Consider the following 23,192-nt stretch of genomic DNA (forward strand, 5'->3'; position numbering starts at 1 on the left):
TGCTGCTTTCTTTCGGTGGTGGAGTGCGCCGGTTGGATACCCGGCACGGGGGGACGACTGGAAGGAGAGGGCGAGGGAACGGTTCGGACGACCCGCGGATCACTCCTCGAGGTTCGCGTGGCGCGGCCACAACTCCTCCGCGCTGGTGCCGGCCGATTGCCACAGCGCGTGGAAGAAGGCGTCACCGAGCAGCATCAGCGCCTGCTCGAACAGGCTGCCCGAGTACTGCAGCGACACCGACCCGCGATGATCGGTCTTCTGCGCGGCAGGGATGACGATCGTCTCGGTCGCGAGTTCCGCGAGCGGCGAGCCCGGTGCGGTCGTGATCGCGATGACACCGGCACCGACCGACACGGCGGTGGTCGCGGAGCGGACGATGCCGGAGGTGGTCCCGGAGCCACTCGCGACGAGCAGCGCGTCACCCCGGGCGATGGCGGGTGCGGTCGTCTCCCCGACGACGTGCACGGTGAGTCCCAGATGCATGAGGCGCATCGCGGTCATCCGCAGTGCGAGCCCCGAGCGGCCGGCGCCGAGCACGAAGACCCGCTCGGCGCTGCGCAGCCGGTCGAGAGCCGCGGCGAATGGTGCCGGATCAGCGGCGAGGATGCTCGCGACCGTTCCACGCAGCTCGTCGTCGATCGCGGCGAGAGCGCCCTGGACGGTGGTCGTGGCAGCGAGGGCCGCAGTGGTGCTGGACATGTCTCCATCCTCTGACCGACCGGGTGGGTGCACCGCTGGCCAGGAGGACGGTCTTCCCTACCCGAACGGGTGGTTCAGCATGGATAGGGTAGGGTTCGGGCATGAATCAGCGCTCGGATGCCTACCCGATCGAACTGCTGCATGGCTTGGCCACCATCGCCTCCAGCTCGCTCCTGCGGATCGCAGGGGCGTTCTCCACCGTGCTCGAACCCGTCGTCGCGCACTCCGCGCTCGTCATCTTCACGGAGGACTGCACCGGCAGGCCGAAGAAGAAGGCCGGCGATCCGGCGATCATCGACGGCGTGACGATCGCCGAGCTCGACGACGTCCGCCGCGTCACGCCGCCCCGCCGCCACACCACGGCTCACGAGGGGTCGCCGACATCAGTGCTGCTTCCCACGACCGCGGTCATCGCCGGGGCGGAACGGCCGATCGTCGCCTGGCTCGCCGAGACCGGTGCACTGCTCGTGCTCACCGACCCGCAGGGCCCGGTGGACGACCGCCTCATCGGCGCGCTGTGGGAGATCGTGGCCGCCGACATCCGCCAGCAGGTCGCGACAGCCGCGCCCGACTACCTGCGCGATTCACGCACCGCGTCGAGCGAACGAGCGGGTGCGATCGCGGAACTCACCGACGCCCACGCGACGACCCTCGAATCGATCCTCGCGATCACCCGTTCGCGCCAGACGACGGCGGAGGATGCGCGACGCGCGGTCACCGAACTCGCCTCGGCGGCCATGGTCGAACTGCGCGCCGTGACCGACCGCGACCGCCAACTCGCCGAGGAACCCGTCGGACGAGCGTTCGCCAGGCTGAAGGAGGACCTCCGCCCGCTCGCCCGGTTCGGCGGACCGGAGGTGCAGTTCATCGAGCCACCGGTCGACGGGCGGGCCCTGCCCGGCGAGGTCGCGCACGCCGGCCGCGCGATCGTCCGAGGCACCGTGCTCGCCCTCGTGGAGCAGTCGGCCATCGGACGCGTCCGGGTGCAGTGGGACTGCGACGGCAGCAACCTCCTCATCGGCATCCGCGACGACGGTCCGGGCGAGTTGTCCGCCGACACCCCGAGTGTGCAGCAGCTCGGCGCGAGGGTGACCGCGCTCCGCGGCAGCCTCAACGTTCAGGCGACGCCCGGCTGGGGTTCCGAACTCCAGGTGACGCTCCCGCTCGATCCACCACCGGTGTCCCAGACCCGCGCGGGTGCGGCGTCGGCGCTCACCGACCGAGAGTGGAGCGTCGCCGAACTCGCGGCGAGCGGTGCGCGCAACCGCGCCATCGCCCAGGTGCTCACGATCAGTGAGAACACGGTGAAGTTCCACATCGCGAACGTGCTCCGCAAGGTCGGCGTCGCGAGCCGCGTGGAGCTCGCCGCCGCCCTCGCGTCCGGTCGCTGATCCGCGGCCTGTCCCGTCGTCCACCGCACGCGGTGACGGCCGCTCGCGTGCGCGGTGATCGATGGCAGTCGCGTCGGGGCGGTCAGCCCTTCCGGCGCTTCTCCGCCTTGTCGCCGAAGCGGCGCTTGATGAGGAAGTACCCGAGGATCCAGCCACCGAGCGCGGTCACGATCCAGACCACGAGCGGTGCGAGCACCCACGCGAGGACCCCGTCGATGCGCAGCCCGCCGGGGAAGATCGACGCGATGAACAGGGAGATGAGCGTGGTCACGAGGCCGATCCCACCGAGGATCGCCGAGGCGTACTGGCGGGCGACGTTGAACACGAACGGGCCGAGGATGCCCTGGGCGATGGTGAACACGATCACCGCGATGATGAACCCGCTGACCGAGAGACTCACCCCCGGGATCAGCCATGCGGCGATCAGGAGCCCGAGGACGGAGCTGATGAGACTGACGGCGATGCTCCACAGGAACCTGATCATGGTGACGACCATAGCGCGCAGGACCCTTCGGCAGGCAGAGGGAGCGGACCGGACGCCCTCCGGAGTGCGGCTCGGTGGTCGTGCTCAGGGATCCGAGGGAGAATTGGCGCATGACTGAGACGATGCGCCGAGCCACGACGGGCGAGTTGGTCGAGCTCCTGCGCGACGACCCCGTCGTCACCAGCGTCAAGGACGGTGCGGCACTCGACGAGGTGCTCGCGTCCGAACATCGCGTGGTCTTCCTGCTGTTCGGTTCCATCGTCGACATCGCCGACATCATCGCGCGCTGCAAGGCGGCCGGGAAGACGGTGCTCGTCGACGTCGACCTCATCGACGGGTTCGCCACGCGCGATGTGGTCGTCACCTGGCTCGCCACCCGGACCGAGGTCGACGGTGTGCTGTCGACGAAGACGAACCTCATCCGTGCGGCGAAGACCGCAGGCCTCCTGGCCGTGCACCGGTTCTTCCTCGTCGACTCCTTCTCCTACCACCAGATGCCTCGTGTCGTCGGGCAGCCGAAGCCCGACCTCGTCGAGATCCTGCCCGGGTGCATGCCGCGCGTCATCTCCTGGCTCCGCGAGGACCTCGACGTACCGCTCATCGCGGGTGGTCTGGTCTGCGACAAGGCCGACGTCATGGCGGCCCTGGGCGCCGGGGCATTGGCCGTCGCGTCATCGAACCGCGACGTGTGGTCGATGTGACGACCGGTCAGCCGACGATCGCCGCCGTCTGTCGGTAGATCACGTCGGTCTGCTCCGTGACCGATGCGTGGACCGGCCCGAGCGCCGCATAGATCGCGGCGTGCTCCGGATTCGGCTCGAAGCGGTCGCGTTCGCTGACCATCGCGGCGACGGCACTCGCGAAGTCGGCGTGCACCCCGGTCGCGACCGCGGCGCAGATCGCCGCGCCACGCCCGGCGGCGCTCTCGCCGATGGTCCGCACCGCGGGCACCTGGAAGACGTCGGCCAGGATCTGCAGCATGAGGTCCGATGACGACCCACCGCCGGAGACGACGACGCGCTCGTACGGGGTGCCGAGCTCTGCCGCCATCTCTCCGACGCGCGCCCGCATGGTGAGCGCGATGCCCTCGAGGATGGACCGGTACACGTGCGCTCGGCCCTGGCGGCCGTCGAAGCCCAGGATCGAGCCCTTCCGGAACACCGCGTCCGAGGGAGCGAGCCAGTCGAGCACGGTCAGGAGCCCGTCAGAGCCGGCGGGGACGCTCGTCGCCTCCCGGTTCAGGACGTCCTCGACGCGCTCCCCGGCAGCCTCAGCGGCAGCCGCGGTCGCCTCGCCGAGGAGGTCGCGGAACCAACTGACGGTCCACATGCCGCGACGGATGCCGCCGCTCTCGTACAGGTAGCGGCCCGGCTCCGACCCGAAGTTCGTCCAGAACGCCGAGCCGGTGCTGATGTCGCGGTCGCCGACCGACATGCCGGCGATGTAGGTGCCGAGCGAGAGGAGCACGGTCGTCGGTTCGAGCAGCCCGCAGCCGAGCGCCTCGACCGCCTTGTCGTTCGCGGTCGCCACGACCGGCAGACCTTCCGGCAACCCCGTTGCCCGAGCGGCAGCGGCGGTGACCTCGCCGAGGACGTCACCCGGCTGCACGAGCTCGAACAGCATCTCGCGAGACATGCCGGTACGGGCATACGCCTCGTCGTCATCGGACCAGGACCAACGCCCGGTGTCGATCGGCCACACACCCTGGTAGTTCGCGGCCGTGTCGCGGAAGACACCGGTCAGCCGGTGGGTGATGTACCCGGAGGAGGTCGTCACCCACCGGATGTCCTCGTGCTCCGGGGTGAACGGCCGCCCCACCCGCGCGTCCATCCAGCTGAGCACCGGTTGAGCGAGCGAACCGTCCGGGCGCAGCATCGCCCGGCAGAACCGGATGGTGCAGAGTCCGACACCCACGATGTCGGCCCGGTCGCCGCCGAAGCCCTCCAAAGCGATCCGGCAGGCTCCGGCGATGGAGTCCCAGAGGTCGTCCTCGGGGTGCTCCACCACCCCGGGTGTCGGCGTGCTGTTCTGCCGGAGCGCCACACGGCCCTCGCTGACAGCGACGCCGTGCTCGTCGAAGATCGTGACCTTCGACGACTGCGAGCCGTTGTCGATGCCGATGAGGTAGCGGGCCATGGTGATTCCAGTCGGACGGGTTCAGCGGTGGACGGGGTGATGGATCAGCGGACGGATGCCGCGGAACCGGCGTTCTCGGCGGCCGGCTGAATCGCTCCGGCAGCCGGGAAGATGGTGCCCTTGTTCATGATGCCGTTCGGGTCGAACGCCGTCTTGAGCGCCGCGAGGATCGGGTACGCGGTGCCGTGCTCCTCGAGCGTCCACGGCGTACGGTACTTGCCGATGCCGTGGTGGTGCACCATCGAACCACCGTGACGGAGCGCCTCCTCGACGATGATCGCGTTGAGCGGGATGTGGTACTTCTCGATCTCCTCCTCGGGTGAGCAGTCGATCCGGTAGTCGTACACGAAGTACATGTTGGTGCCGGTCTGGTAGCTGTGGGAAGAGTGCCCACCGAGCATCGTGAGGTCTGCCGCGTGCGGGTACTCCTCCCGGATGCGGCGCAGGACCGCGTCGTACACGTCGCCGACGGCGGACCAGTCCGCGGACACCTCGGTGGTGTAGCCGAGGTGCTTCGACTCGAGCATGACGCGCTTCTCAGCGTCGATCTTGTCCTGGCCCCAGTTCAGGTTGTCGAACCACGCCTCGATGAGCGCCGGGTCGACCGTCTCGTGGTGGTGCTTGCCGATGACCCGACGGATCTCCTCGCTGGTGGCCTTCACGATGCCTGCCGGCCCCTCTGCCACGAACACGACGACACACTTGTCGTTCGAGAAGTGCGCGAAGTGCTGCTTCGCGTCCTCCGGCGAGTACAGGCGGACGACGGAGGGGTGGAAGCCGTTCGTGATGACCTCACGGAGGATGGCGATACCGGTGCGCATGTCGTCGACGAGGGCGCCGTGGAACTCGTTGTTCTCCGGCTGGTACTTGAACACCTTCACGGTGACCTCGGTGATGAAGCAGAGTGCGCCCTCGTTGCCGATGACGATGTGCCTGATGTCGGGGCCGGCGGCACGACGCGGGACGCTCTTGATACGGCGTACGTCGCCGCCGGGGAAGACCGCCTCGACGCCCTGCACCATGTCCTCGATGGCGCCGTAGAGGGTGGAGAACTGGCCGATGGAGCGTGTCGCGACGAGTCCGCCGTACTGGGCGAGCGGCTTCGACTGCGGCGAGTGCCCCGTGGTGAGGCCGCGCTCACGCAGCTGGTCCTCGAGCACCTGCAGCTGGACACCGGCCTGCACGGTGACCTGCATGTTCTCCTCGTCGATGTTCAGGACGGCCTTCATGCGCGAGCCGTCGAGCACGATGGTGTCGACGACGCTCGTCTCGAGGCCGCCCTCGGTGCCGGTGCGTCCCGTGCGCGGCACGACGTTGACGAGGTTGTCGTTCGCGAAGCGCAGCACGGCTGCGACGTCGTCGGTGGACTCCGCGAAGACGATCGCGACGGGGGTCGGCGCGTCGTAGATGCCGTGGACGGACTGGTACTTCTTGAAGCGGTCGACGCTGGCGTCCTTGAGTTCGGCTTCGTCGGTGCTGATCTTGCTGCTGCCGACGAGGTCGACGAGACCGGCGAGGATGTCGGCGCGGTCGAGGGTGGCGATGGAGTTGATCATGGGTGGCGTTCCTTCCAGAGGGTGTTCAGATCAGTGGGACGAGCGGTGTCACCGGACGAGGTAGCCGCCGTCGACGGTGAGCGTGTGGCCGTTGACGTAGTCGGATGCGCGCGAGGCGAGGAAGACCGTCGCGCCCATGAGGTCGGCGACGTCACCCCAGCGCCCGGCGGGGATGTGGTCGAGCACCCGCTGGTTCGTCTCAGGGTTCGCGCGGGTCGCCGTGGTGATGGCCGTGGCGAAGTAGCCGGGCGCGATCGCGTTGACCTGCACGTTGTACTGCGCGAGCTCGTCGCAGTACGCCTTCGTGAAGCCGACGATGCCGTGCTTCGTGGCGGCGTACGCGGGCGACCACTGTCCACCGAGGAACGCGAACAGCGAGGCGATGTTGATGATCTTGCCGGAGCGCTGCCTGATGAAGTGCGCCGAGGCCGCATGACCGAGCGCGAACGGCGCGGTGAGGTTGATCGCGATCATCGGGTCCCATTCCGCACGGCCGAACTCCTCGACCGTGGCGAGCTTGCAGATCCCGGCTGAGTTCACGAGGATGTCGAGCCCGCCGAGGCGCTCGATGGCCGTGTCGATGATGCGCTGCGGTGCGTCGTCGCCGGTGATGTCGATCTCGAGGAACTCGTAGCGGCGTCCCTCGGCCTCGATCAGGCGGCGGGTGGTGCCGTCGTCGTCCATGACGCTCGGCACGAAGACGTCGGCGCCGGCCTTCGCGAGCGCGAGCGAGAACGCCTGCCCGAGTCCGGAGTTGCCCCCGGTGACGATGGCCACTTTGCCGGCGAGGGAGAACAGGTCGAGTGAGAAGTCGGTGATCTGCATGAGGTCAGTCCTTTCGGGTGGGGGTGGTGGGTTCGAGGATCTCGAGGACCTCGGCGGTTTCGGCACGCAGGGCGGTGTCGCGTGCCCTGGTGCGCATGGTCAGGGTGGTGAGGACGAAGCCGGCGGCGGCCGCGACGACCAGGAAGACGAACATCGAGGTGTAGCCGCCTCCCTGCTGTGGCACGTCGTTCGCCGGATCGCCGATCCACCAGGCCGCGATGGCCGGGAGGAACGCGTCGGGGAGGTAGGCGATGCCGGAGGCGAGCCCGATGACTCCACCGCGTTGGGCGACCGGGACCTCGACCTCGCCGACGGTGGCCCAGTACACGCCACGGGCGGTGAAGACCGCGAGACTCAGCACGAGCATCAGGGCGACGGCGATCCAGACGAGGTCCGGGTCGTGCGGCAGCACGAGGTAGCCGAGGGCGCAGACGCCCGCGAGGACGAAGGTCCATCGGAGGAACCGTGGCGCACTGTGCGTGACGCGGTCGACGACGATGCCGCCCACCGGCCCTGCGACGAACTGGAACACGTAGGTGCGGACGACGCCGATCACGCCGATGAACACGGCCGCGACGCCGAAGTTGTTCTGCAGCAGCGGGCTGAGGTAGCCGAGCAGCGTGTAGAAGCAGTACATCATCATGATGGTGCCGCCGATGAGCCAGGTGTACCGGTTGCGCGCAGCAGCCAGGAGTTCCCGCAGCGAGACGGCCTGACGTTCAGCGGCGTCGACAGCGCTGCGGTCCTGGCGGACGGCGAGGAGGACGAGCACCGCGAAGACCAGACAGAGCACGCCGTAGATGCGGATCATGGTGAGCACACCGTCACTCGCGACGATGGCCCCGGCGACGATGGCCGACCCGATGAAGCCGATGATCGTCGACGTCAGGCCGCGGGTGCCCTCCAGGAACCCGAAGAGCCTGCCCTGTTCGGCGGGTGAGCCCAGGAGACTGATCGACTTGACGAGCGCGGACCAGTACAGGCCGGTGCCGAACACGGCGAAGAGGATGTGGCCGATGAGGACGCCGACGACTCCGGGCACGGTCGCCAGGTAGAGGTCGACGAGACCGGTTCCGGCGAGCGCGATGACGATCAGCAGCTTGGGCGAGAAGCGGTCGGCGAACCAGCCGCCGCAGAAGTAGCCGACGACGGCGACGGCGCCGAACACCGACGTGATCTCGCCGTACTGCTGGATCGTGAGGTCGAGGGCGTGCGCCGTGTCGGCGAGGAAGACGAAGCGGATGTACGCCACCTGGAAGATGACACCACCGGTCATCGACAGGATGAGGAACGAGGTCAGGCGACGTGCCTTGCTCATGACCACTCCTTCGTGGGTTGACGTTTCGGACAGAGGATTCGGAGACAAAAAAAGAGAACAGCGAGCCCTGACGCCTGAAGCGTCTGTGGGCCACTGTTCTCTGAGTTCTGAGTGACTACCAGCCCCAGAAGGCTGGTCGATATTCGGATGTACTTGGGATGTTAGCACATCAGTTTGTGTACAAGCAGCCCGATCGGGCTAGAGCGGTCTCGCCGGCACCCCGACCGCACCGAGGTGCTGCGAGAGCTCTGCCGCCGCGCCCGCGACGTAGAGCCCCAGCTTGTCGAGCTGGCCGCCGATGCGCTCCTTGGGGGCACTGACGTTGATCGCGGCGATGATCCGTCCCGAGAAGTCGACGATCGGCGCCGAAGCCCCGACGACCCCGCGCTCGAGCTCCTCGTCGAGTGTCGCGTACCCGCGCTCCCGGATGCGCTGCAGCTCGACGAGCAGTGAATCGAAGTCGCGCACCATCGCCTTCTCGAGCGGTGGCGCTTCGAGCACCTGGAACCCGGCCGCCGCCATAGAGGGGTCGAGGGGCCCGACGACAGGGCGGTCCTGCCCGTGCTCGGCGTACCAGGCCGCCAGCGATCCACGGTCCCAGTCGCTGATGAGCACGCGGCCGGACGGCGTGCGCCAGGCGGCGGTCAGGATGCCCTCCCAGCCGGTGCTCCGCACCTCGTGCGGGCTGAGCTCGCTCTGCAGGGTGAGCACGTTGCCGCCACGCAGCACGCACAGGTGGGTCGTCTCGCGCGTCGCCCGAGCGATACGTCGCAGATGCATGCGCGCTTCGGAGGCGAGCGTCGACTCCAGGGTGCGCGCGGCGAGCGAGAAGATCCGACTGCCGAGGCGGTAGGTGCGCGTCTCCACGTCCCGATCCACCAGGCCTGCCTCCGACAGCGTCGCGAGGCTGCGCGAGATGATCGACTTGTCGCGCCCCGTGAGCTGCGCGATGCGCATGACGCCGAGGCCGTTGCCGCGGTCGGCCTCCACACCGCCGAGCACCTCGAGGATCTCGACGTCGCGTGCGAGCCCCGAGGAGTTCCGCCGGGGTGCCCGCTCATCCTCAGTCATCTCGCCAGCCTACGACTCGACGCCCGCGTCCCATCGGAGGCCGAGGCTGGAGCGGGTCGGTCGAGGGTCATGCCGCGCCGCCGGCGAACGGATCGGCGATGCCCACATACCGGGTCTCCAGGTACTCGTCGATCCCCTCGAACCCTCCCTCGCGGCCGAGGCCAGACTGCTTCACGCCGCCGAACGGCGCTGCGGGGTTCGAGACGATGCCGGTGTTGAGCCCGAACATGCCCACGTCGAGTTCCTCGGAGAGCCGCAGGCCACGGGCGAGGTCCTTCGTGAACGCGTACGCGACGAGTCCGAAATCGGTGTCGTTCGCAAGCTCGATCGCCTGCTGCTCCGAGCTGAAGGAGATGATCGGCGCGACCGGCCCGAAGATCTCCTCGTGCAGGATGCGCGCGTCGGCCGGCAACCCGGTGAGCACGGTCGGCTCGTAGAACCACCCGGGGCCCGGCACGGCACGGCCGCCGAGTGCGACTGTCGCGCCCGCGGCGACGGCATCCGAGACGAGCTCGTGCACCTTCGCGCGCGTCCCCTCGTCCACGAGCGGACCGATCTTCGACGCGGGAGCGGTCCCACGTGCGACGGTGTGCGCCTGCATGCGTTCCACGAGACGGGCGGTGAAGTCTTCGAGCACCGACTCGTGGACGATCAGCCGGTTCGCCGCCGTGCACGCCTCGCCGCCGTTCCGGAGCTTCGCGAGCATGGCCCCTTCGACCGCCTGATCGAGATCGGCATCCTCGAACACGATGAGCGGGGCGTTCCCCCCGAGCTCCATCGACACCCGCAGCACCTGCTGCGCAGCATCGGCGATCAGCCGCGTGCCGACGCCGGTGGAGCCCGTGAACGACAGCTTCTTGAGCCGCGGGTCGCGGATGAGCGGTCCGGTCACGGCACCGGCGCGCGTGGTCTGCACGATGTTGAGGACTCCGGCCGGGAGGCCGGCCTCCTGCAGGACGGTCGCGAACAGCAGGGAGGTGAGCGGGGTCAGCGCCGCAGGCTTCAGCACCATCGTGCACCCGGCGGCGATGGCCGGGGCGATCTTCCGCGTCGCCATCGCGAGCGGGAAGTTCCACGGGGTGATGAAGAGGCTGGGGCCGACCGGGCGCTTCGTGACGAGCAGACGGGACTTGCCGTCGGGCGCCGTCGCGTACCGACCGGAGACCCGTGAGGCCTCCTCGGAGAACCAGCGCAGGAACTCCGCACCATAAGCGACCTCACCGCGCGCCTCGGCGAGCGGCTTGCCCATCTCCATGGTCATGAGCAGGGCGAAGTCGTCGGCGCGGGCGGTGACGAGGTCGAACGCCCGCCGCAGGATCTCGGCACGCTCGCGGGGAGCGGTCCGTGCCCATTCGCGTTGAGCGGTGTGCGCGGCCGCCAGCGCGGCCTCACCGTCCTCCGGCGTCGCGTCGGCGATCTCCAGGAGCGTCAGGCCGTTCGACGGGTCGGTGACCGCGAAGGTCGAACCGTCCGAGGACGCACGCCAGACCCCGTCGATGAGGATGCCGGTGGGGAGGCTCGCGAGGAGCGCCCGCTCATCGCCGGCGCGGCTCGTGTCGTCGAGGTCGCCGATGAGGACGGCGGGCGCCTCGCTGTCGAGGATGGTCATGTGCGGTCCTTTCGCAGGGGTTCGGGTCGTCGGTCAGGCCGCGGAGGACTGGTCGGGGCCGAGGCGGAGCTCGGTGCCGATGAGATCCTCGTAGAGCTTCACGGGGGTCATCTCCCCCGCACGGTCGCCGTACTGGGCGCGGGCTCGGCGGTAGATCTGCTCGACGAGCCCCGAGAGTTCGGCGGGGACGCCGACGGAGCGGGCGAGGTCGATCGAGAGCCCCAGGTCCTTGCAGGCGAGCGCGATGGCGAAGCCCTCGTCGTAATCACCGTGGTCGAGGATCGACAGGACGTCGTTCTGCACGAAGTTGCTGTTGGCAGGGCTCGCGATGATCGACTCGCGCAGGACGCCGAGGTCGACGCCGGCCTTCACCCCGATGCTGAGCACCTCGGCCGTCGCGACGAGGTGGGAGAACCACAGCTGGTTGATCATCAGCTTGACCGCGTAGCCCGCACCGTGTCCGCCCACGTGGAGGATCCGCTCGGGGTCGCCCATCGCCTCGAGGACGGGACGGAGCCGTGCGACGTCGGCGGCGTCTCCACCGACGAAGATCTGCAGCATGCCGTTCGCCGCACCCACCGACATCCCGCTCACCGGCGCGTCGAGGATGTGGAGGCCGCGGGCGGCGGTCGCCTCCCGCACCTGGTTCGCGACCTCTGGCACGGACGTCGACATGTCGATCCACGTTCCACCGTCGGCGATGCCCGCGAGGATCCCGGTCGGTCCGTTCACCACCGCGTCGACGTGACGCGGTGTCGGCAGCATCGTGATGACGACGTCACTCGCCGCAGCGACCTCGGCCGGGGTGTCGGCCCAGCTGGCTCCGTCGGCGAGGAGCGCTTCGGCGGACTCCCGACGGATGTCGTTGACGACGAGCGGGAAGCCGGCCGCCTGCAGGTTCCGGGTCATCCCGGAGCCCATGTTGCCGAGGCCGATGAAGCCGACGGTGAGCGGCTGAGCAGCCGTGGTCGGTGCTTCGGTGGTCGGAGCGGGCGAAGTCATGATCGTTCTCGTTTCTGCAAACTGCGGTTCGGGGTCCGGCAGGGCCGGTCAGACGGTGAATCGGGCGACGGCGTCCCAGTCGATCTCGACACCGAGGCCCGGCGCGTCGGGCACGGCGAGCATGCCGTCGGCGTCGATCTCGAGCGGCTTCATGAAGAAGTCGCGGCGTGCGGGGGTCCAGCCGGGCGGGTCGTAGGGGAACTCCAGGTAGGGTCCGGCATCGACGCCCGCTGCGACGTGCAGGTTCGCGAGGAGACCGAGCCCGTTGCTCCAGGTGTGCGGCGTGAAGAGCCGGTGTCGGAGGTTCGCGGACTCCGCGACCTGACGAGCCCGGTGCATCCCGACGGCGAGGGCGACGTCCGGCTGATAGATGTCGAACGCGTCTGCCTCGATGAGTGCCATCATCTCGCCGAGGCTGCGCACCATCTCGCCGCCGGACACCTGGATGCCGGTCTGCGCGCGAACGCGCTTCGCTCCGGCGACGTCGGCCTGCGGCAGCGGCTCCTCGAGCCACAGCACGCCGAGCTCGGCGAGTTCCGCGGCGAGGCGTTGCACCCTCGCCAACGGGAGCGCCGCCTCGATGTCGCCGGACATGCGCCACATCTGGTTGAGGTCGACCATGAGGTCGAAGTCGTCGCCGACGGCTTCGCGAGCGGCCCGGACCGCGGCCACACCCTCGGACAACCGGTCACGGGCGATGCGGATCTTCACGGCGCGGAAGCCTGCCTCCCGAGCCGCGAGCACCGATTCGGCGCGCTCGGCCGGGGCCTTCAGCTCACCGCTCGACGCGTAGGCGGGGAGCCGGTCGCGCGCACCGCCGAAGAGGACGCTGACGGGGAGCCCGGCGACCTGGCCGATGATGTCCCAGAGCGCCGCCTCGAGCGGCCAGTAGCGACCGCCGTGGAAGTTGACCGTCTCGATCCGGCGGACCTGGTTCAGGATCTGGAGCGGGTCGGTGCCGAGGAACAGGTGCTCGTAGGCCTCGAACCCGTCCATCGTGTCGCCGGAGCCGTACCCGACCACGCCGGCGTCGGTCTCCACCGTCACCAGCGTGGCGGCGAAGTCGGTGCGTGGGATCGGATCCCAGGCTGCACGGAACGGTGGGTCGAGCGGGAGGTTCATCCGGGTGAGCCGGATGGCGGTGATCTGCATGGACGGTCAGCCCCTCGACGTCGGCGTCGGCGTGTAGAACGGGTTCGACGGAGCGTCGCGGGCGGCGAGCACCTCGGAGGTCTCTGGCAGCGATGCAGCACCGTTGCCGAGGGCCGTGCGCGTCGCCGTGCGGTTGTGCTGGTACACCGCATCCGCGTCGTCGGCCGACGGGTTCACCCACACGGCGGCGATCACCACGTGGGTGTCCGCCTGCTCCGCGGTGATGACGCCGTCGGCCAGGGCGTCGGCCACACCGGCAGCGACACCGGCCTGCGCGGGTCCCCAGATCAGCAGACCGTGCTCGTCGGACGCCGGGGCGGCCTTCGTGACGAACAGGGTCAGCGGCTTCACCGGCAGGGAGGGCCGCAGCACCGCGACGAAGGGGACGTGCCCCTGGCTGGGCGACGCGAGCGCGGTCGCCCACGCCGTCCCCGCCGGCCCGTCGCGGTGACCGAGCACCGTGTTGATGTGCGCGGCGTTCGCGCCCTCACCGATGAAGCTCTCGCCGATCTGGACGCTGTTCTGGAGACCCGCGCTCATCAGATGAGTCCCTGCTCAGTGAGCCAGTCGGTGGCGATGTCCTCGGGGTCTTCACCGTCGACGTCGGCGAGGGCGTTCAGCTTCTGCATCTCCTCCGTCGTCAGCAGCTCAGACAGCGGGGCGAGCACGTCGGCGATCTCCGGGTACTCGTCGAGCGTCTTCTGCTTGAGCGTGAACGCGCCCTGGTAGACGGGGAAGAACTCCTTGTCGTCCTCCATCACCGTGAGGTCGAGTGCCTTGATACGGCCATCGGTCTGGAAGACCTCACCGAAGTTGCAGTCGTCGCCCTTCTGCGTGGCCGTGTAGATGACGCCGGTGTCGAGCAGGGCGACGTTCGAGTCCGGGACGTCCAGACCGTACGCGGCCTTCAGCCCCGGCCAGCCGTCGTCACGCGTGGAGAACTCGCTCTCGATGCAGAACGTCTGCTCGTCGATGGGCAGCGAGGCGATGTCGCTGAGCGACGTCACACCGAGCTCCTTCGCCTTGTCGGAGCGGATCGCGAAGGCGTAGGTGTTGTTGAGCGGTGCCGGGTCGAGCCAGGCGATGCCGTTCTTCGCGTCAGCCTCCTTCGTCGCAGCGAACTGCGCCTCAGCGCCCTGCACGGGTGCCGTGTTGCCGTTGTAGGTGATCCACGAGGTGCCGGTGTACTCCCAGTAGCCGAGGAACTCGTCGTTCTCGAGCGCCGCCCGCACGTTCGCCGACCCGACGAGCTTCGTGTTCGCCTCGGTGTCCGCGCCGTGTGCGTTGAGGAGCTGGCTCGTGAGGTGGGCGAGGATGAACTGCTCGGAGAAGTCCTTGGCGCCGATGTCGCCGGTGAGGCCGTCGAGTTCCTCGCCCTTGCTACCGGCCGCCGCGCCGCCGCCGCCCGAACAGGCTGACAGGGCCAGGGCGCCGACGGCTGCGAGACCGATCAGCGCGAGAGTGGTGCGTTGCTTCATTGCGTGCTCCTTGGTGGGTGTTCGCTCCCCGAGGGTGTCGAGGGGCGGTGGGGGTGGGGTGGAGTGGGCTCAGATGCCCTTCGGTTTGAGGAGGTCCTCGGCGAGACCGGCGATCCAGTCGATGAGGAGGGCGATGCAGGCGACGAGGACGGCACCGACGATGAGGACGGGGAAGCGCTGCAGCTTCAAACCGTTCACGATCATGTCGCCGAGGCCGCCGGCGTTGATGAAGGTGGCGATCGTCGCGACACCGACGCAGAACACGAGCGAGGTGCGGAGGCCAGCGAGGATGACCGGCTGGGCGAGCGGCAGCTCGATGCGCACGAGCACCTGGTTCGGGGTCATACCCATGCCGCGCGCCGATTCTCGGACGTTCGCGTCGACCTGCTGGAGACCGATCATCGTGTTGCGCAGCACCGGCAGGAAGGCGTAGATGACGAGGGCGACGAGCGCCGTCGTGTAGCCGGTCTGCCAGACGATCGCGAGGAGGATCACGACGCCGACGGCAGGGGTGGCCTGACCGACGTTCGCGATCCCGAGGATCGTGACGCGCAGGGCCTTCGACCGCGTGCGGCTCAGCAGGATGCCGGTCGGGATCGCGAGGACCGCGACGAGCGCCGAGGCGACCACGGTGAGGCTCAGGTGCTCACCGACGCGCAGGGTGATGTACGTCCAGTTGAGGGTGCGCTCCTCGATCGAGTCGAGTTGGATGCTCGACACCCAGAGCAGCAGTGCGGCGAGGGCCACGACCACGATGATCGGCACGGTGAAACGCTTGAGCGTCCAGAAACGTTCGCGCGGCTGCTCCTGGCGGGCGGTCGCGATCGCCACGGTGGCGGATTCGACGGTCATCTCAGGCTCCGGCGTTCGACTGGGTGGCCGCCTGCTCGCGCAGCGCCGGCAGTTCGGCTCCGAGGGCGTCGGAGATGCGGCCCATGTCGAGCGAACCGACGATGCGTCCCTCCGAGACGACGTCGATGGCCTGGGAACCGTTCAGCACGAGGGCGTCGAGCGCGTCGCGGAGGCTGTCGCCGATGTCGACGGTGAGCGGACCTGCACCGCTGGCAGCGCCGAGGCCGGCGTCCGCCACCGGGAGCAGCGCGAGCCGCTTGAGCGCGGCACCCTTCCCGATGAAGGAGGAGACGTAGGCGTTCGCGGGTGCGGCGAGGATGTTCGCCGGGGTGTCGAACTGCTCGATACTGCTGCGGTCGCTCAGAACGGCGATGCGGTCGCCGAGCTTGATCGCCTCGTCGAAGTCGTGCGTGACGAAGATGATCGACTTGCCGATGCTCGCCTGCAGCCGCAGGAACTCCGCCTGCAGCTTCTCGCGGGTGATCGGGTCGGTCGCACCGAACGGCTCGTCCATGAGCATGACCGGCGGGTCTGCTGCGAGCGCCCTGGCGACCCCGACGCGCTGCTGCTGGCCACCGGAGAGCTGCTTCGGGTAGCGGTTCGCGAAGGTGCCGGGGTCGAGCTGCACCGTCTGGAGGAGCTCGTCGATGCGCTCGGCGGTCCGCTGCTTCGTCCAGCCGAGGAGTTTCGGGACGACCGCGATGTTCTCCGCGATCGTCATGTGCGGGAAGAGCCCGATCTGCTGGATCACGTAGCCGATGTGGCGGCGCAGTTCGTTGGGGTCGAGGGAGAGGACGTCACGGCCGTCGATCGAGATCGAGCCGGAGGACGGTTCGATGATGCGGTTGACCATCTTCATGGTGGTGGTCTTGCCACAGCCCGAGGGCCCGACGAACATGATGAGCTCACCCGGTTCCACGTGCATCGAGAAGTCCTCGACGGCCGGTGCGTCCTGGCCGGGGTAGATCTTCGTGACGTGGTCGAGCGTGATGCTCGCTCCGTCGGTCTTGCGGGCGATGGCGGTGATGGCGGTATCGGTTGATTCAGACACGAAGCCCCCTCGAGGTCGAGTAGCGGGTGATGAGGACGAAGAGCCCGTCGACGACGAGCGCGAGGATGATGACGCCGACGGTGCCGGTGAGGGCGAAGTTGAGGGCGTTCTTGGAGCCGAGCGACGACAGCCCCTGGAAGATGAACTGGCCGAGACCCGGGCCTGCGACGTAGGCGGCGATTGCGGCGATGCCGATGGTCAGCTGGGCGGCTACTCGCACCCCGGTGAGGATGATGGGCCAGGCGATCGGGAGCTGGATGGAGAAGAGCACCTTCGTGGGGCTCATGCCCATGCCGCGGGCGGACTCCATGATCGCGGGCGACACCTCGCGGAGTCCGACGACGGTGTTCCGCACGATCGGCAGCAGCGAGTAGAAGACGAGCGAGATCACCGTCGGCGTCCAGCCGAGGCCGAAGATCGGGGTGATGAGCGCGAGGAGCGCGAGCGAGGGGATCGTGAGGGCGACACCCGCGGCAGCGATCGTGACCGAACGCGGGACGGGCTTGTTCCAGACGAGGAGGCCGATGCCGATCCCGACGACCATGGCGATCAGGAGCGAGAGAGCGACGACGGCGAGGTGCTGTCCGACGAGCTCGAGGATGTCGTCCCAGCGTCTGCTCCAGAAGCGGAGCAGGCCATCGAGATCGAATGTGGTCACCGAGATGCCTCCGTACTCATCGTTGAGGGGATCCGACGCTGCCGTGCGGCGGGTGGGACATCCGGAACTCTATGAGCGGAGTTTCTATTTGCACAACGGATGATGCGTATATGGCAACACCAATGTGGACAGCACGATGCCGACACGGGCAGCGTCGAGCGCTCCCGTGTCCGCGGGCAGAGGCCCTCGGCTAGTCGAGCGCGAGCACTCGACCGGTGGCCACGCCCTCGACGGCCTTCACGAATGCGAGGCCGACCACAGCGGAGGAGACCGGAGCGAAGCCCGGGAACGACTCGTGGTAGCCGGGTGCGTCAGCGAGCACGGTGGGAGAGACCGCGTTGATGCGGATACCGCGTGGCAGCTCCGGCGCCGCCCCGAGGACGAACGACTCGAGCGCCCCGTTCGCCATCGACGCCGCAGCGCCCGTCGCGATGGCCTCGCGGGCGAGGATGCCCGTCGTGAGGGTGATCGAGCCGCCGTCGCGGATGAACGGGGTACCGATGCGGACGACGTCGAGCTGGCTGAGCACCTTGCCGAGGAACGCCGCACGGTAGTCGTCGCGGCCCAGCTCCTCGAGTGGCTTGAACGGCACGCTGCCGACGGCGACGATCACCGCGTCGACCTCGCCGACGCTCGCGAACAACGCCTCGATCGAGGCCTCGTCCGTCGTGTCGACGGCGGGTGAGGTGCTGCGCGACACGGCGATCACCTCGTGCCTGGCTGCGAGGGCGGCGTGTGCCGCCTGGCCGATGTGTCCGCTGGCGCCGATCAACAGGATTCTCATGCCGCCGACGCTAGCACCGGAACCCGGGTCGAGCCCGTGCCCCTGCTCCTGCTCCCGGCCATGCGCCGCCACCGCTCGCCGAGCGTGTCGAGGGCTCAGTGCGCGTCGTCCATCCCGGTGACGTGGACGGCGTACCCCTGACACCCCGCCAGCTGCCAGTCGTACGGCTGGTCGGACGGATTGGTGCCGCTGTAGGCCAGCGCCGCCGCCTCACTCTCGTCCATCAGGACCAACGACCCGTACGGCTCCAGCGCCTTCGTCCGATCGTTCGTCCAGGCGAACCAGAACCCCTGCTCCGCCATGCACTGCGCGGAGATCTGCTGTTGCGCCTCCCAGATCCCGTCGGCCTTCTCACCCCACTCGTTCACCTCGGGGATGAAGACGTCAGACGGGTCCGTCGTCGCGTCGTACCAGCCCTCTGGCGTCCGCGAGTAGTCGACACCGGCCGCCGGCGACACCGGATCTCCGCCGGGCGAGGCTGACGGATCGGCCGGGACGACCGGTTCGATGGCCGGCAGGTCGTCGAGCGCCGCAGCAGCTTCGACGACGGCCTGCCTGGACCGTTCGTCGTCAGCGGCAGCGCTCGCGACAGTCACACCGGCGAGTACCGCACCGCCGGCGACGACGAGCACACTGCTGAGAGCGATGCCCAGCCCGATGCGTCGCCTGATCACCGTCCCCCGCGACACCCCGTTCTGCTGGCCCCGCCCGTGCGTGCCGTCCATGCCGTTTCCCCCGGTCGTCTCATCCTCGTTCGTCATGCCGTCTCCCCCGACGTCACTCGATCCCCGACACGCTCCTTCGTCGGCCACCACCAGATCGCCGCGCCGAGGAACCCGAGTGCCGCACCGATGCAGACCGCGACGACGAGGATCCACCACGGCACGACGCCCTCCCGCCCGGACACGAACCTCGAGATCACCAGCTGGCCCGTCGCGCTCACGAAGTAGAGCACCTGCGCGCCCAGCATGCCGATCATCGCGGCGGACGGAGCCAGGATGAGCGCGCCGAGCCATCGGGTGCGCCGTCTGGCCGCGAGGATCACCGCCACGATCGCGAGCACGGTGAACACCGCGACCGGGAGCGTCTCACTCGGCGCCTGGTCGATGTCGGCGATCAGGAGCGCCCGTGCGACGCGCACCAGGAGGAACACCCCGAAGATCGCGATCAGTGCCCCACCGCCCACGACCAGCGTGGCGAGGGCGTTCCCGATCCGCCTCGTACCGAGCGGCATCGGATCCGCGGCGAAACCTGCGCGCAACTGGCCGGACCTCCACGACAGGTCGTGCGGGATCCCGCGCACGGCTCGCAGCACGATGTCCCGTCTCAGCCGCTCGGGCGGCACGCCGGCTTCCTCCGCCCACATGGCATGGTCGTGCAGGTCGGAGGCGATCTCGTCGCGGCGGTCGCCAGCCACCTCCGGAGCGAGGTCGCGGGTGTACCAGGCGCACCAGTCGAGGACACGGCGCGACGCCGAACGGTACTGGGGTGTACGGATGACGCTCATGCGATGGCCTCCCTCGATGTGACCGCCGACCAGGCCGCACCGGTCGCCCGAGCGGCACTTCGGCGTTCGGCGAGCAGCCTGGCGTGTTCGCGATCCCGCGCAGACGCCCCCTCGCCGGTGATCCGGTAGAGCCGACGACGCGGCCGCCCCTCCCCCTCGGCGACCGCCGGATCCTCCCAGGTGGCCTCGACGAGTCCGGCCGCGGTCATCCGGGACAGCGCTTTGTAGAGGGTGCCGTGGGCCGTCAGCGCGCCGTCCGCGTCGGCGAGCTGCTTGGCGAGTGCGAAGCCGTAGAAGCTGCCCTCGGTCGATTGCAGCACCGTGCCGACGTCGAGGATGTCGAGCTCGAGCGGGAAGAGCGTGCCGGGTCGTCTGCGTGCCATGAGACGACTATAGGAAGATAGGTGCCGATGCGTCAAGGGGCGATTCGCGTCCTGACAGCGCCATCCATTGGCCGTGACGCTTCGACGAGCCGGCGGCGCACCCTTCGGCAGGTTCAGGGAACGGAAGACGACGTTCCGGACTGCGAGCAAGCTCGCTCCGGCCCCGGAGCACCCCGGTCGCCGAGCGTGTCGAGGCGCCGCGCCTCAGCTCCCGTCGCGGAGGTCCGTCGGCGGTTCAGCGCCGAGCTCGATGTGGTCGAAGCGCGCCTCGCACGGTGGACCGAGCGGCGCCTGCGACAGGAAGCCGACCCGGACGGGCGCGTCGCTGTGCAGTCGGAACAGCCGGACGAAGTCCCAGGTCTCGCCGTCGGCGGAGCTGTGGAACGCCCAGGCGTCGCCGATCCGGCTGACGCGCATCCACACGCTGTCGGCGGTGACGAGCGTCGAGTTGACGTCGTCGGACCAGGCGTTCGTCACGACGCTCACGACCATCGCCTGACCCTGCGGCGACTGCTCGAAGCAGAGTTTGGCCCAGTGCTCGTCGTCGATCCACAGGGCGATCGCACCGGCGTCGAAGGTGCTGCGCTCGCTGACGACGGCGACGCGGGCGGAGAGGGTGAAGCGCTCCGGAGCGTCGAAGGCGAGCGACGTCGCACGCAGTTCGCGAGCGCCGCCGAGCGAGCTGTTGCTCCAGTCGACACCCGCCTCGGAGGTGAGCGAGAGCGCCCCGGTGGCGTCGTCGTACGCGCCGGTTCCGGGCGTACCGGTCCAGGACAGGGCGGGCAGGTCGGGGATCTGGATCACTTCGGTGTGCATACACCGACCCTAGCGATCGGGGAGCGTCGACATCGAGTCGCCGGGATGGCCCGCGACGTCCTCTGGAGTGGAGTGCCCGGCGGCCAACGGGCTCAGTGGGCAGCTGGGTCAGCGGGCGGCGCTCTGAGGGACGTCGACGACCCGCTCGACGCCGACCACCGGAACGAGAGCGCCGGCTGAGGCCGAGGCGATGTCGGCCTGCAACCGGTCGAGCTCGGTCGGAGGCACCCACAGTTCCAGCGCCACCTGCGCGGCGTACGCGGTCTCGCCGAGGGTCGCCCCGTGGTGCGCAGCCCAGTCGCGCAGGAGGTTGTCGTATCGACCGGCGTCCGCGTGCGGAACGTTGAGGACCACCTGTGTGAGCGTCTCCCGGCGCACGAGTGCCGCGAGGTCGAGCGTCTCGGATGCGCTGGACGAGTACGCGCGGACGAGTCCACCGGCACCGAGCTTCACACCGCCGAAGTAGCGGGTGACGACGACCACGACGTCGGTCAGCTCGCGCCGCCGGATGACCTCGAGGATCGGCATGCCTGCGGTTCCCGAGGGTTCGCCGTCGTCCGATGACCGCGCCTGATCACCGAGCAGCCCGGTCACCATGGCGACGCAGTGGTGACGTGCATCCCAAGCCTGCTTCTTCACCTGCGCGACGACCGCTTCCGCCTCCTCGGGAGACCCGATCGGGTGTGCCAGGCCGATGAACCGCGACTTCTTGATGACGAGCTCGTGCTCGACGGCCGAGGCGATCGTCGCCGGGTACCGTCGCTGCGTGCTCACCCGTCCGAGCGTACCTGTCGCGCCCGCCACCCCGAGTCGCCCGAATTGGCACGAAACAGCGCGATTTCCGTGCGATTCCGGGCGACTCAGCAATGAATCGGTTGATCGCCCCAGTAACGTGGAGACTCCGACCATCAGGAGCACCATGGCCCACACCGGCTTTGCCACGATCGACTTCGAGACCACCGGGCTGTTCCCCGGCGGCCACGACCGAGCCATCGAGCTGGCAGTCGTGCACTCCGATCCGGACGGGACCATAACCGGGCGTTGGGATACCCTCATCAACCCAGGCAGGGACCTCGGGCGGCAAGACATCCACCGCATCTCCGCAGCGGAAATCCTGCGTGCCCCGACGTTCGCCCAGATCGCGCCGGAACTCATCGAGCGGCTCGACCGACGTGTGATCGTCGCCCACAACGCCAGCTTCGACACGCGATTCTTGATCGCCGAGTTGGAGCGACTCGACTACACGCCGGACGTCGAACTCGTTGCCATGTGCACCATGCAGCTCGCGCGTGTCTTCCTTCCCGGCGCTGGACGTTCACTCGCCGACTGCTGCGCTGCGTTCGACATCTCACTCGACGGCGCGCACCGCGCTTCGGTCGATGCGCACGCAACGGCGAGGCTTCTCGCCGGCTACATCGACAACGCCGAGGACCGCAGCGCCTGGGATGACGCGCTGGAGCAAGCGGACCGGGCCCGACTCATCCGCTACACCGGCCCTTCCGTACCCTGGTTCCCACGCGAGCACGCGCAATCCGCCGATCGACATTTCCTTGAGCGAATGGTCGAGGTGCTTCCTCCATTCGGCGGCACTGATGCGGAGAACGAATACCTGGCGCTCCTCGACCGCTGCTTGCTCGACAGGGTCATATCGCAACACGAGTCCGATGGGCTCGTGACCATGGCGACAGAGTTGGGCATCACGCGCGCAAGCTGTGAGAACCTCCACCTCGAGTACTTCTGGTCACTCGGTGCCGCAGCGTGGTCCGACGGTGTCCTGACCAGAAACGAGCGGGCGGATCTCGAAACAGTCGCCGCCCTTCTCCACATCTCAGCCGATCAGGTGAGTCGAGTACTCGCCACGCCAGATCAACGCCCGAACGCACCTGATCGCCTCGATGCATCCCTCCCGTCGTTCCGGCTCGAGCCCGGTGATCTCATCACGTTGACTGGGGAGATGAGACGGCCGCGCGCCGAATGGCACGAGCTACTCGAACAGCGCGGGTTCATCCCGAAGGACGCCGTCACAAAGAAGGTGAAACTCGTCGTGGCTGCTGATCCTGACTCGCTGTCGGGCAAGGCTCGAAAAGCTCGCGACTACGGCATCACCGTCGTGGATGAGGCGGGGCTCGCCCGTTTGCTGTCCGTCTGAGCCACCCCGAGTCGCCCGAATCGGCACGAAACAGCGCGATTTCCGTGCGATTCCGGGCAACTCAGAGGCGGCGCTCGGGCGTCGGGGGACGTACGCGAGAGTTCGACCGCTCGAACGCGGAAATCCACCCACTCGAATCCATCCATCTGGATGGATTTCGGTGCTCGGAGCTGGCATGGTGGACGAATCGAAGGGGAGTAGCTTCCCGCCCGGACACGTCCGGGTAGCGGGTGCGTCGACATACTGGCGGTCACGGAGACCAGCCCGGCGC

Annotated in this window: 24 protein-coding genes; 3 read left to right on the forward strand and 21 right to left on the reverse strand. The window is 68.7% G+C overall.

Going from position 1 to position 23,192, the window contains the following annotated elements; translation table 11 throughout:
* Positions 1-99: 99 nt before the first annotated feature.
* Entirely contained in the window at positions 100-699 is a 600-nt protein-coding gene (hxlB, locus tag KXS11_RS16705) for a 6-phospho-3-hexuloisomerase (protein WP_437386763.1), read from the reverse strand.
* Positions 700-800: 101 nt separating this feature from the next.
* On the opposite strand from hxlB, the gene KXS11_RS16710 reads away from it, so the two are divergent.
* Positions 801-2,090: a LuxR C-terminal-related transcriptional regulator gene (locus KXS11_RS16710; protein ID WP_437386764.1), complete on the forward strand. Its 1,290-nt coding sequence runs from the start codon at positions 801-803 to the stop codon at positions 2,088-2,090.
* Between the two features lie 82 nt (positions 2,091-2,172).
* Here the strand turns inward: KXS11_RS16710 and KXS11_RS16715 are convergent, their stop codons facing one another.
* On the reverse strand, positions 2,173-2,574 hold the full coding sequence (locus KXS11_RS16715; protein ID WP_437386765.1) for a phage holin family protein: 402 nt from the start codon (positions 2,572-2,574) through the stop codon (positions 2,173-2,175).
* Between the two features lie 110 nt (positions 2,575-2,684).
* On the opposite strand from KXS11_RS16715, the gene KXS11_RS16720 reads away from it, so the two are divergent.
* Positions 2,685-3,275 carry a glycerol-3-phosphate responsive antiterminator gene (locus tag KXS11_RS16720; RefSeq protein ID WP_437386766.1) on the forward strand — a complete coding sequence of 197 codons (591 nt, stop codon included), beginning with the start codon at positions 2,685-2,687 and terminating at the stop codon, positions 3,273-3,275.
* 7 nt (positions 3,276-3,282) lie between these two features.
* Here the strand turns inward: KXS11_RS16720 and KXS11_RS16725 are convergent, their stop codons facing one another.
* The 19 genes from KXS11_RS16725 to KXS11_RS16815 form a co-directional block, all read right to left on the reverse strand.
* A complete protein-coding gene (locus KXS11_RS16725) occupies positions 3,283-4,710 on the reverse strand; it encodes an FGGY-family carbohydrate kinase (RefSeq protein ID WP_437386768.1) in 1,428 nt (475 codons plus the stop codon).
* Positions 4,711-4,754: 44 nt separating this feature from the next.
* Positions 4,755-6,266, reverse strand: coding sequence for an FAD-binding oxidoreductase (locus KXS11_RS16730; RefSeq protein WP_437386769.1), 1,512 nt, complete (start codon positions 6,264-6,266; stop codon positions 4,755-4,757).
* 48 nt (positions 6,267-6,314) lie between these two features.
* Positions 6,315-7,091, reverse strand: coding sequence for an SDR family oxidoreductase (locus KXS11_RS16735; RefSeq protein ID WP_437386770.1), 777 nt, complete (start codon positions 7,089-7,091; stop codon positions 6,315-6,317).
* 4 nt (positions 7,092-7,095) lie between these two features.
* Positions 7,096-8,409 carry an MFS transporter gene (locus KXS11_RS16740; RefSeq protein ID WP_437386771.1) on the reverse strand — a complete coding sequence of 438 codons (1,314 nt, stop codon included), beginning with the start codon at positions 8,407-8,409 and terminating at the stop codon, positions 7,096-7,098.
* Between the two features lie 198 nt (positions 8,410-8,607).
* The gene (locus KXS11_RS16745) at positions 8,608-9,480 is read right to left on the reverse strand and encodes an IclR family transcriptional regulator (RefSeq protein ID WP_437386772.1); all 873 of its coding nucleotides are present in this window, start codon (positions 9,478-9,480) and stop codon (positions 8,608-8,610) included.
* 67 nt (positions 9,481-9,547) lie between these two features.
* Positions 9,548-11,089: an NAD-dependent succinate-semialdehyde dehydrogenase gene (locus tag KXS11_RS16750; RefSeq protein WP_437386774.1), complete on the reverse strand. Its 1,542-nt coding sequence runs from the start codon at positions 11,087-11,089 to the stop codon at positions 9,548-9,550.
* 33 nt (positions 11,090-11,122) lie between these two features.
* The gene (locus tag KXS11_RS16755; protein ID WP_437386775.1) at positions 11,123-12,091 is read right to left on the reverse strand and encodes an NAD(P)-dependent oxidoreductase; all 969 of its coding nucleotides are present in this window, start codon (positions 12,089-12,091) and stop codon (positions 11,123-11,125) included.
* Positions 12,092-12,139: 48 nt separating this feature from the next.
* The gene (locus KXS11_RS16760) at positions 12,140-13,243 is read right to left on the reverse strand and encodes a mandelate racemase/muconate lactonizing enzyme family protein (RefSeq protein ID WP_437386776.1); all 1,104 of its coding nucleotides are present in this window, start codon (positions 13,241-13,243) and stop codon (positions 12,140-12,142) included.
* Positions 13,244-13,249: 6 nt separating this feature from the next.
* Positions 13,250-13,783 carry a formaldehyde-activating enzyme gene (gene fae, locus KXS11_RS16765; protein WP_437386777.1) on the reverse strand — a complete coding sequence of 178 codons (534 nt, stop codon included), beginning with the start codon at positions 13,781-13,783 and terminating at the stop codon, positions 13,250-13,252.
* Positions 13,783-14,721, reverse strand: coding sequence for a glycine betaine ABC transporter substrate-binding protein (locus KXS11_RS16770; protein WP_437386778.1), 939 nt, complete (start codon positions 14,719-14,721; stop codon positions 13,783-13,785). The genes fae and KXS11_RS16770 overlap by 1 nt, the downstream gene beginning before the upstream one ends.
* A gap of 69 nt (positions 14,722-14,790) precedes the next feature.
* Positions 14,791-15,573, reverse strand: a complete 783-nt coding sequence (locus KXS11_RS16775; protein WP_437386780.1) for an ABC transporter permease — start codon at positions 15,571-15,573, stop codon at positions 14,791-14,793.
* A gap of 1 nt (position 15,574) precedes the next feature.
* Positions 15,575-16,624: an ABC transporter ATP-binding protein gene (locus KXS11_RS16780; protein ID WP_437386781.1), complete on the reverse strand. Its 1,050-nt coding sequence runs from the start codon at positions 16,622-16,624 to the stop codon at positions 15,575-15,577.
* Entirely contained in the window at positions 16,617-17,282 is a 666-nt protein-coding gene (locus KXS11_RS16785) for an ABC transporter permease (RefSeq protein ID WP_437386783.1), read from the reverse strand. Before KXS11_RS16785 ends, KXS11_RS16780 begins: the two co-directional genes overlap by 8 nt.
* A 190-nt stretch (positions 17,283-17,472) precedes the next feature.
* Complete coding sequence (locus KXS11_RS16790) at positions 17,473-18,066, reverse strand: short chain dehydrogenase (RefSeq protein WP_437386785.1); 594 nt, start codon at positions 18,064-18,066, stop codon at positions 17,473-17,475.
* A 95-nt stretch (positions 18,067-18,161) separates the two neighbouring features.
* Positions 18,162-18,827 (reverse strand): hypothetical protein, encoded by a 666-nt coding sequence (locus KXS11_RS16795; protein ID WP_437386786.1) that lies wholly within the window; start codon positions 18,825-18,827, stop codon positions 18,162-18,164.
* Positions 18,824-19,573 (reverse strand): hypothetical protein, encoded by a 750-nt coding sequence (locus KXS11_RS16800; protein ID WP_437386787.1) that lies wholly within the window; start codon positions 19,571-19,573, stop codon positions 18,824-18,826. The genes KXS11_RS16795 and KXS11_RS16800 overlap by 4 nt, the downstream gene beginning before the upstream one ends.
* The gene (locus tag KXS11_RS16805) at positions 19,570-19,956 is read right to left on the reverse strand and encodes a PadR family transcriptional regulator (RefSeq protein WP_437386788.1); all 387 of its coding nucleotides are present in this window, start codon (positions 19,954-19,956) and stop codon (positions 19,570-19,572) included. Before KXS11_RS16805 ends, KXS11_RS16800 begins: the two co-directional genes overlap by 4 nt.
* A 204-nt stretch (positions 19,957-20,160) precedes the next feature.
* Positions 20,161-20,772, reverse strand: coding sequence for a DUF1349 domain-containing protein (locus tag KXS11_RS16810; protein ID WP_437386790.1), 612 nt, complete (start codon positions 20,770-20,772; stop codon positions 20,161-20,163).
* 108 nt (positions 20,773-20,880) lie between these two features.
* A complete protein-coding gene (locus KXS11_RS16815; RefSeq protein WP_437386791.1) occupies positions 20,881-21,546 on the reverse strand; it encodes an IMPACT family protein in 666 nt (221 codons plus the stop codon).
* Positions 21,547-21,691: 145 nt separating this feature from the next.
* On the opposite strand from KXS11_RS16815, the gene KXS11_RS16820 reads away from it, so the two are divergent.
* Complete coding sequence (locus KXS11_RS16820; RefSeq protein WP_437386792.1) at positions 21,692-22,921, forward strand: exonuclease domain-containing protein; 1,230 nt, start codon at positions 21,692-21,694, stop codon at positions 22,919-22,921.
* Positions 22,922-23,192 lie beyond the last annotated feature (271 nt).

This window comes from Plantibacter flavus (assembly GCF_051487245.1).
Classification (GTDB): domain Bacteria; phylum Actinomycetota; class Actinomycetes; order Actinomycetales; family Microbacteriaceae; genus Plantibacter; species Plantibacter flavus_B.

Coding starts and splice junctions, on each gene's coding strand:
- hxlB (WP_437386763.1), bottom strand. CDS start 699: ATGTCCAGCACCACTGCGGCCCTCGCTGCCACGACCACCGTCCAGGGC.
- KXS11_RS16710 (WP_437386764.1), top strand. CDS start 801: ATGAATCAGCGCTCGGATGCCTACCCGATCGAACTGCTGCATGGCTTG.
- KXS11_RS16715 (WP_437386765.1), bottom strand. CDS start 2,574: ATGATCAGGTTCCTGTGGAGCATCGCCGTCAGTCTCATCAGCTCCGTC.
- KXS11_RS16720 (WP_437386766.1), top strand. CDS start 2,685: ATGACTGAGACGATGCGCCGAGCCACGACGGGCGAGTTGGTCGAGCTC.
- KXS11_RS16725 (WP_437386768.1), bottom strand. CDS start 4,710: ATGGCCCGCTACCTCATCGGCATCGACAACGGCTCGCAGTCGTCGAAG.
- KXS11_RS16730 (WP_437386769.1), bottom strand. CDS start 6,266: ATGATCAACTCCATCGCCACCCTCGACCGCGCCGACATCCTCGCCGGT.
- KXS11_RS16735 (WP_437386770.1), bottom strand. CDS start 7,091: ATGCAGATCACCGACTTCTCACTCGACCTGTTCTCCCTCGCCGGCAAA.
- KXS11_RS16740 (WP_437386771.1), bottom strand. CDS start 8,409: ATGAGCAAGGCACGTCGCCTGACCTCGTTCCTCATCCTGTCGATGACC.
- KXS11_RS16745 (WP_437386772.1), bottom strand. CDS start 9,480: ATGACTGAGGATGAGCGGGCACCCCGGCGGAACTCCTCGGGGCTCGCA.
- KXS11_RS16750 (WP_437386774.1), bottom strand. CDS start 11,089: ATGACCATCCTCGACAGCGAGGCGCCCGCCGTCCTCATCGGCGACCTC.
- KXS11_RS16755 (WP_437386775.1), bottom strand. CDS start 12,091: ATGACTTCGCCCGCTCCGACCACCGAAGCACCGACCACGGCTGCTCAG.
- KXS11_RS16760 (WP_437386776.1), bottom strand. CDS start 13,243: ATGCAGATCACCGCCATCCGGCTCACCCGGATGAACCTCCCGCTCGAC.
- fae (WP_437386777.1), bottom strand. CDS start 13,783: ATGAGCGCGGGTCTCCAGAACAGCGTCCAGATCGGCGAGAGCTTCATC.
- KXS11_RS16770 (WP_437386778.1), bottom strand. CDS start 14,721: ATGAAGCAACGCACCACTCTCGCGCTGATCGGTCTCGCAGCCGTCGGC.
- KXS11_RS16775 (WP_437386780.1), bottom strand. CDS start 15,573: ATGACCGTCGAATCCGCCACCGTGGCGATCGCGACCGCCCGCCAGGAG.
- KXS11_RS16790 (WP_437386785.1), bottom strand. CDS start 18,066: ATGAGAATCCTGTTGATCGGCGCCAGCGGACACATCGGCCAGGCGGCA.
- KXS11_RS16795 (WP_437386786.1), bottom strand. CDS start 18,827: ATGACGAACGAGGATGAGACGACCGGGGGAAACGGCATGGACGGCACG.
- KXS11_RS16800 (WP_437386787.1), bottom strand. CDS start 19,573: ATGAGCGTCATCCGTACACCCCAGTACCGTTCGGCGTCGCGCCGTGTC.
- KXS11_RS16805 (WP_437386788.1), bottom strand. CDS start 19,956: ATGGCACGCAGACGACCCGGCACGCTCTTCCCGCTCGAGCTCGACATC.
- KXS11_RS16810 (WP_437386790.1), bottom strand. CDS start 20,772: ATGCACACCGAAGTGATCCAGATCCCCGACCTGCCCGCCCTGTCCTGG.
- KXS11_RS16820 (WP_437386792.1), top strand. CDS start 21,692: ATGGCCCACACCGGCTTTGCCACGATCGACTTCGAGACCACCGGGCTG.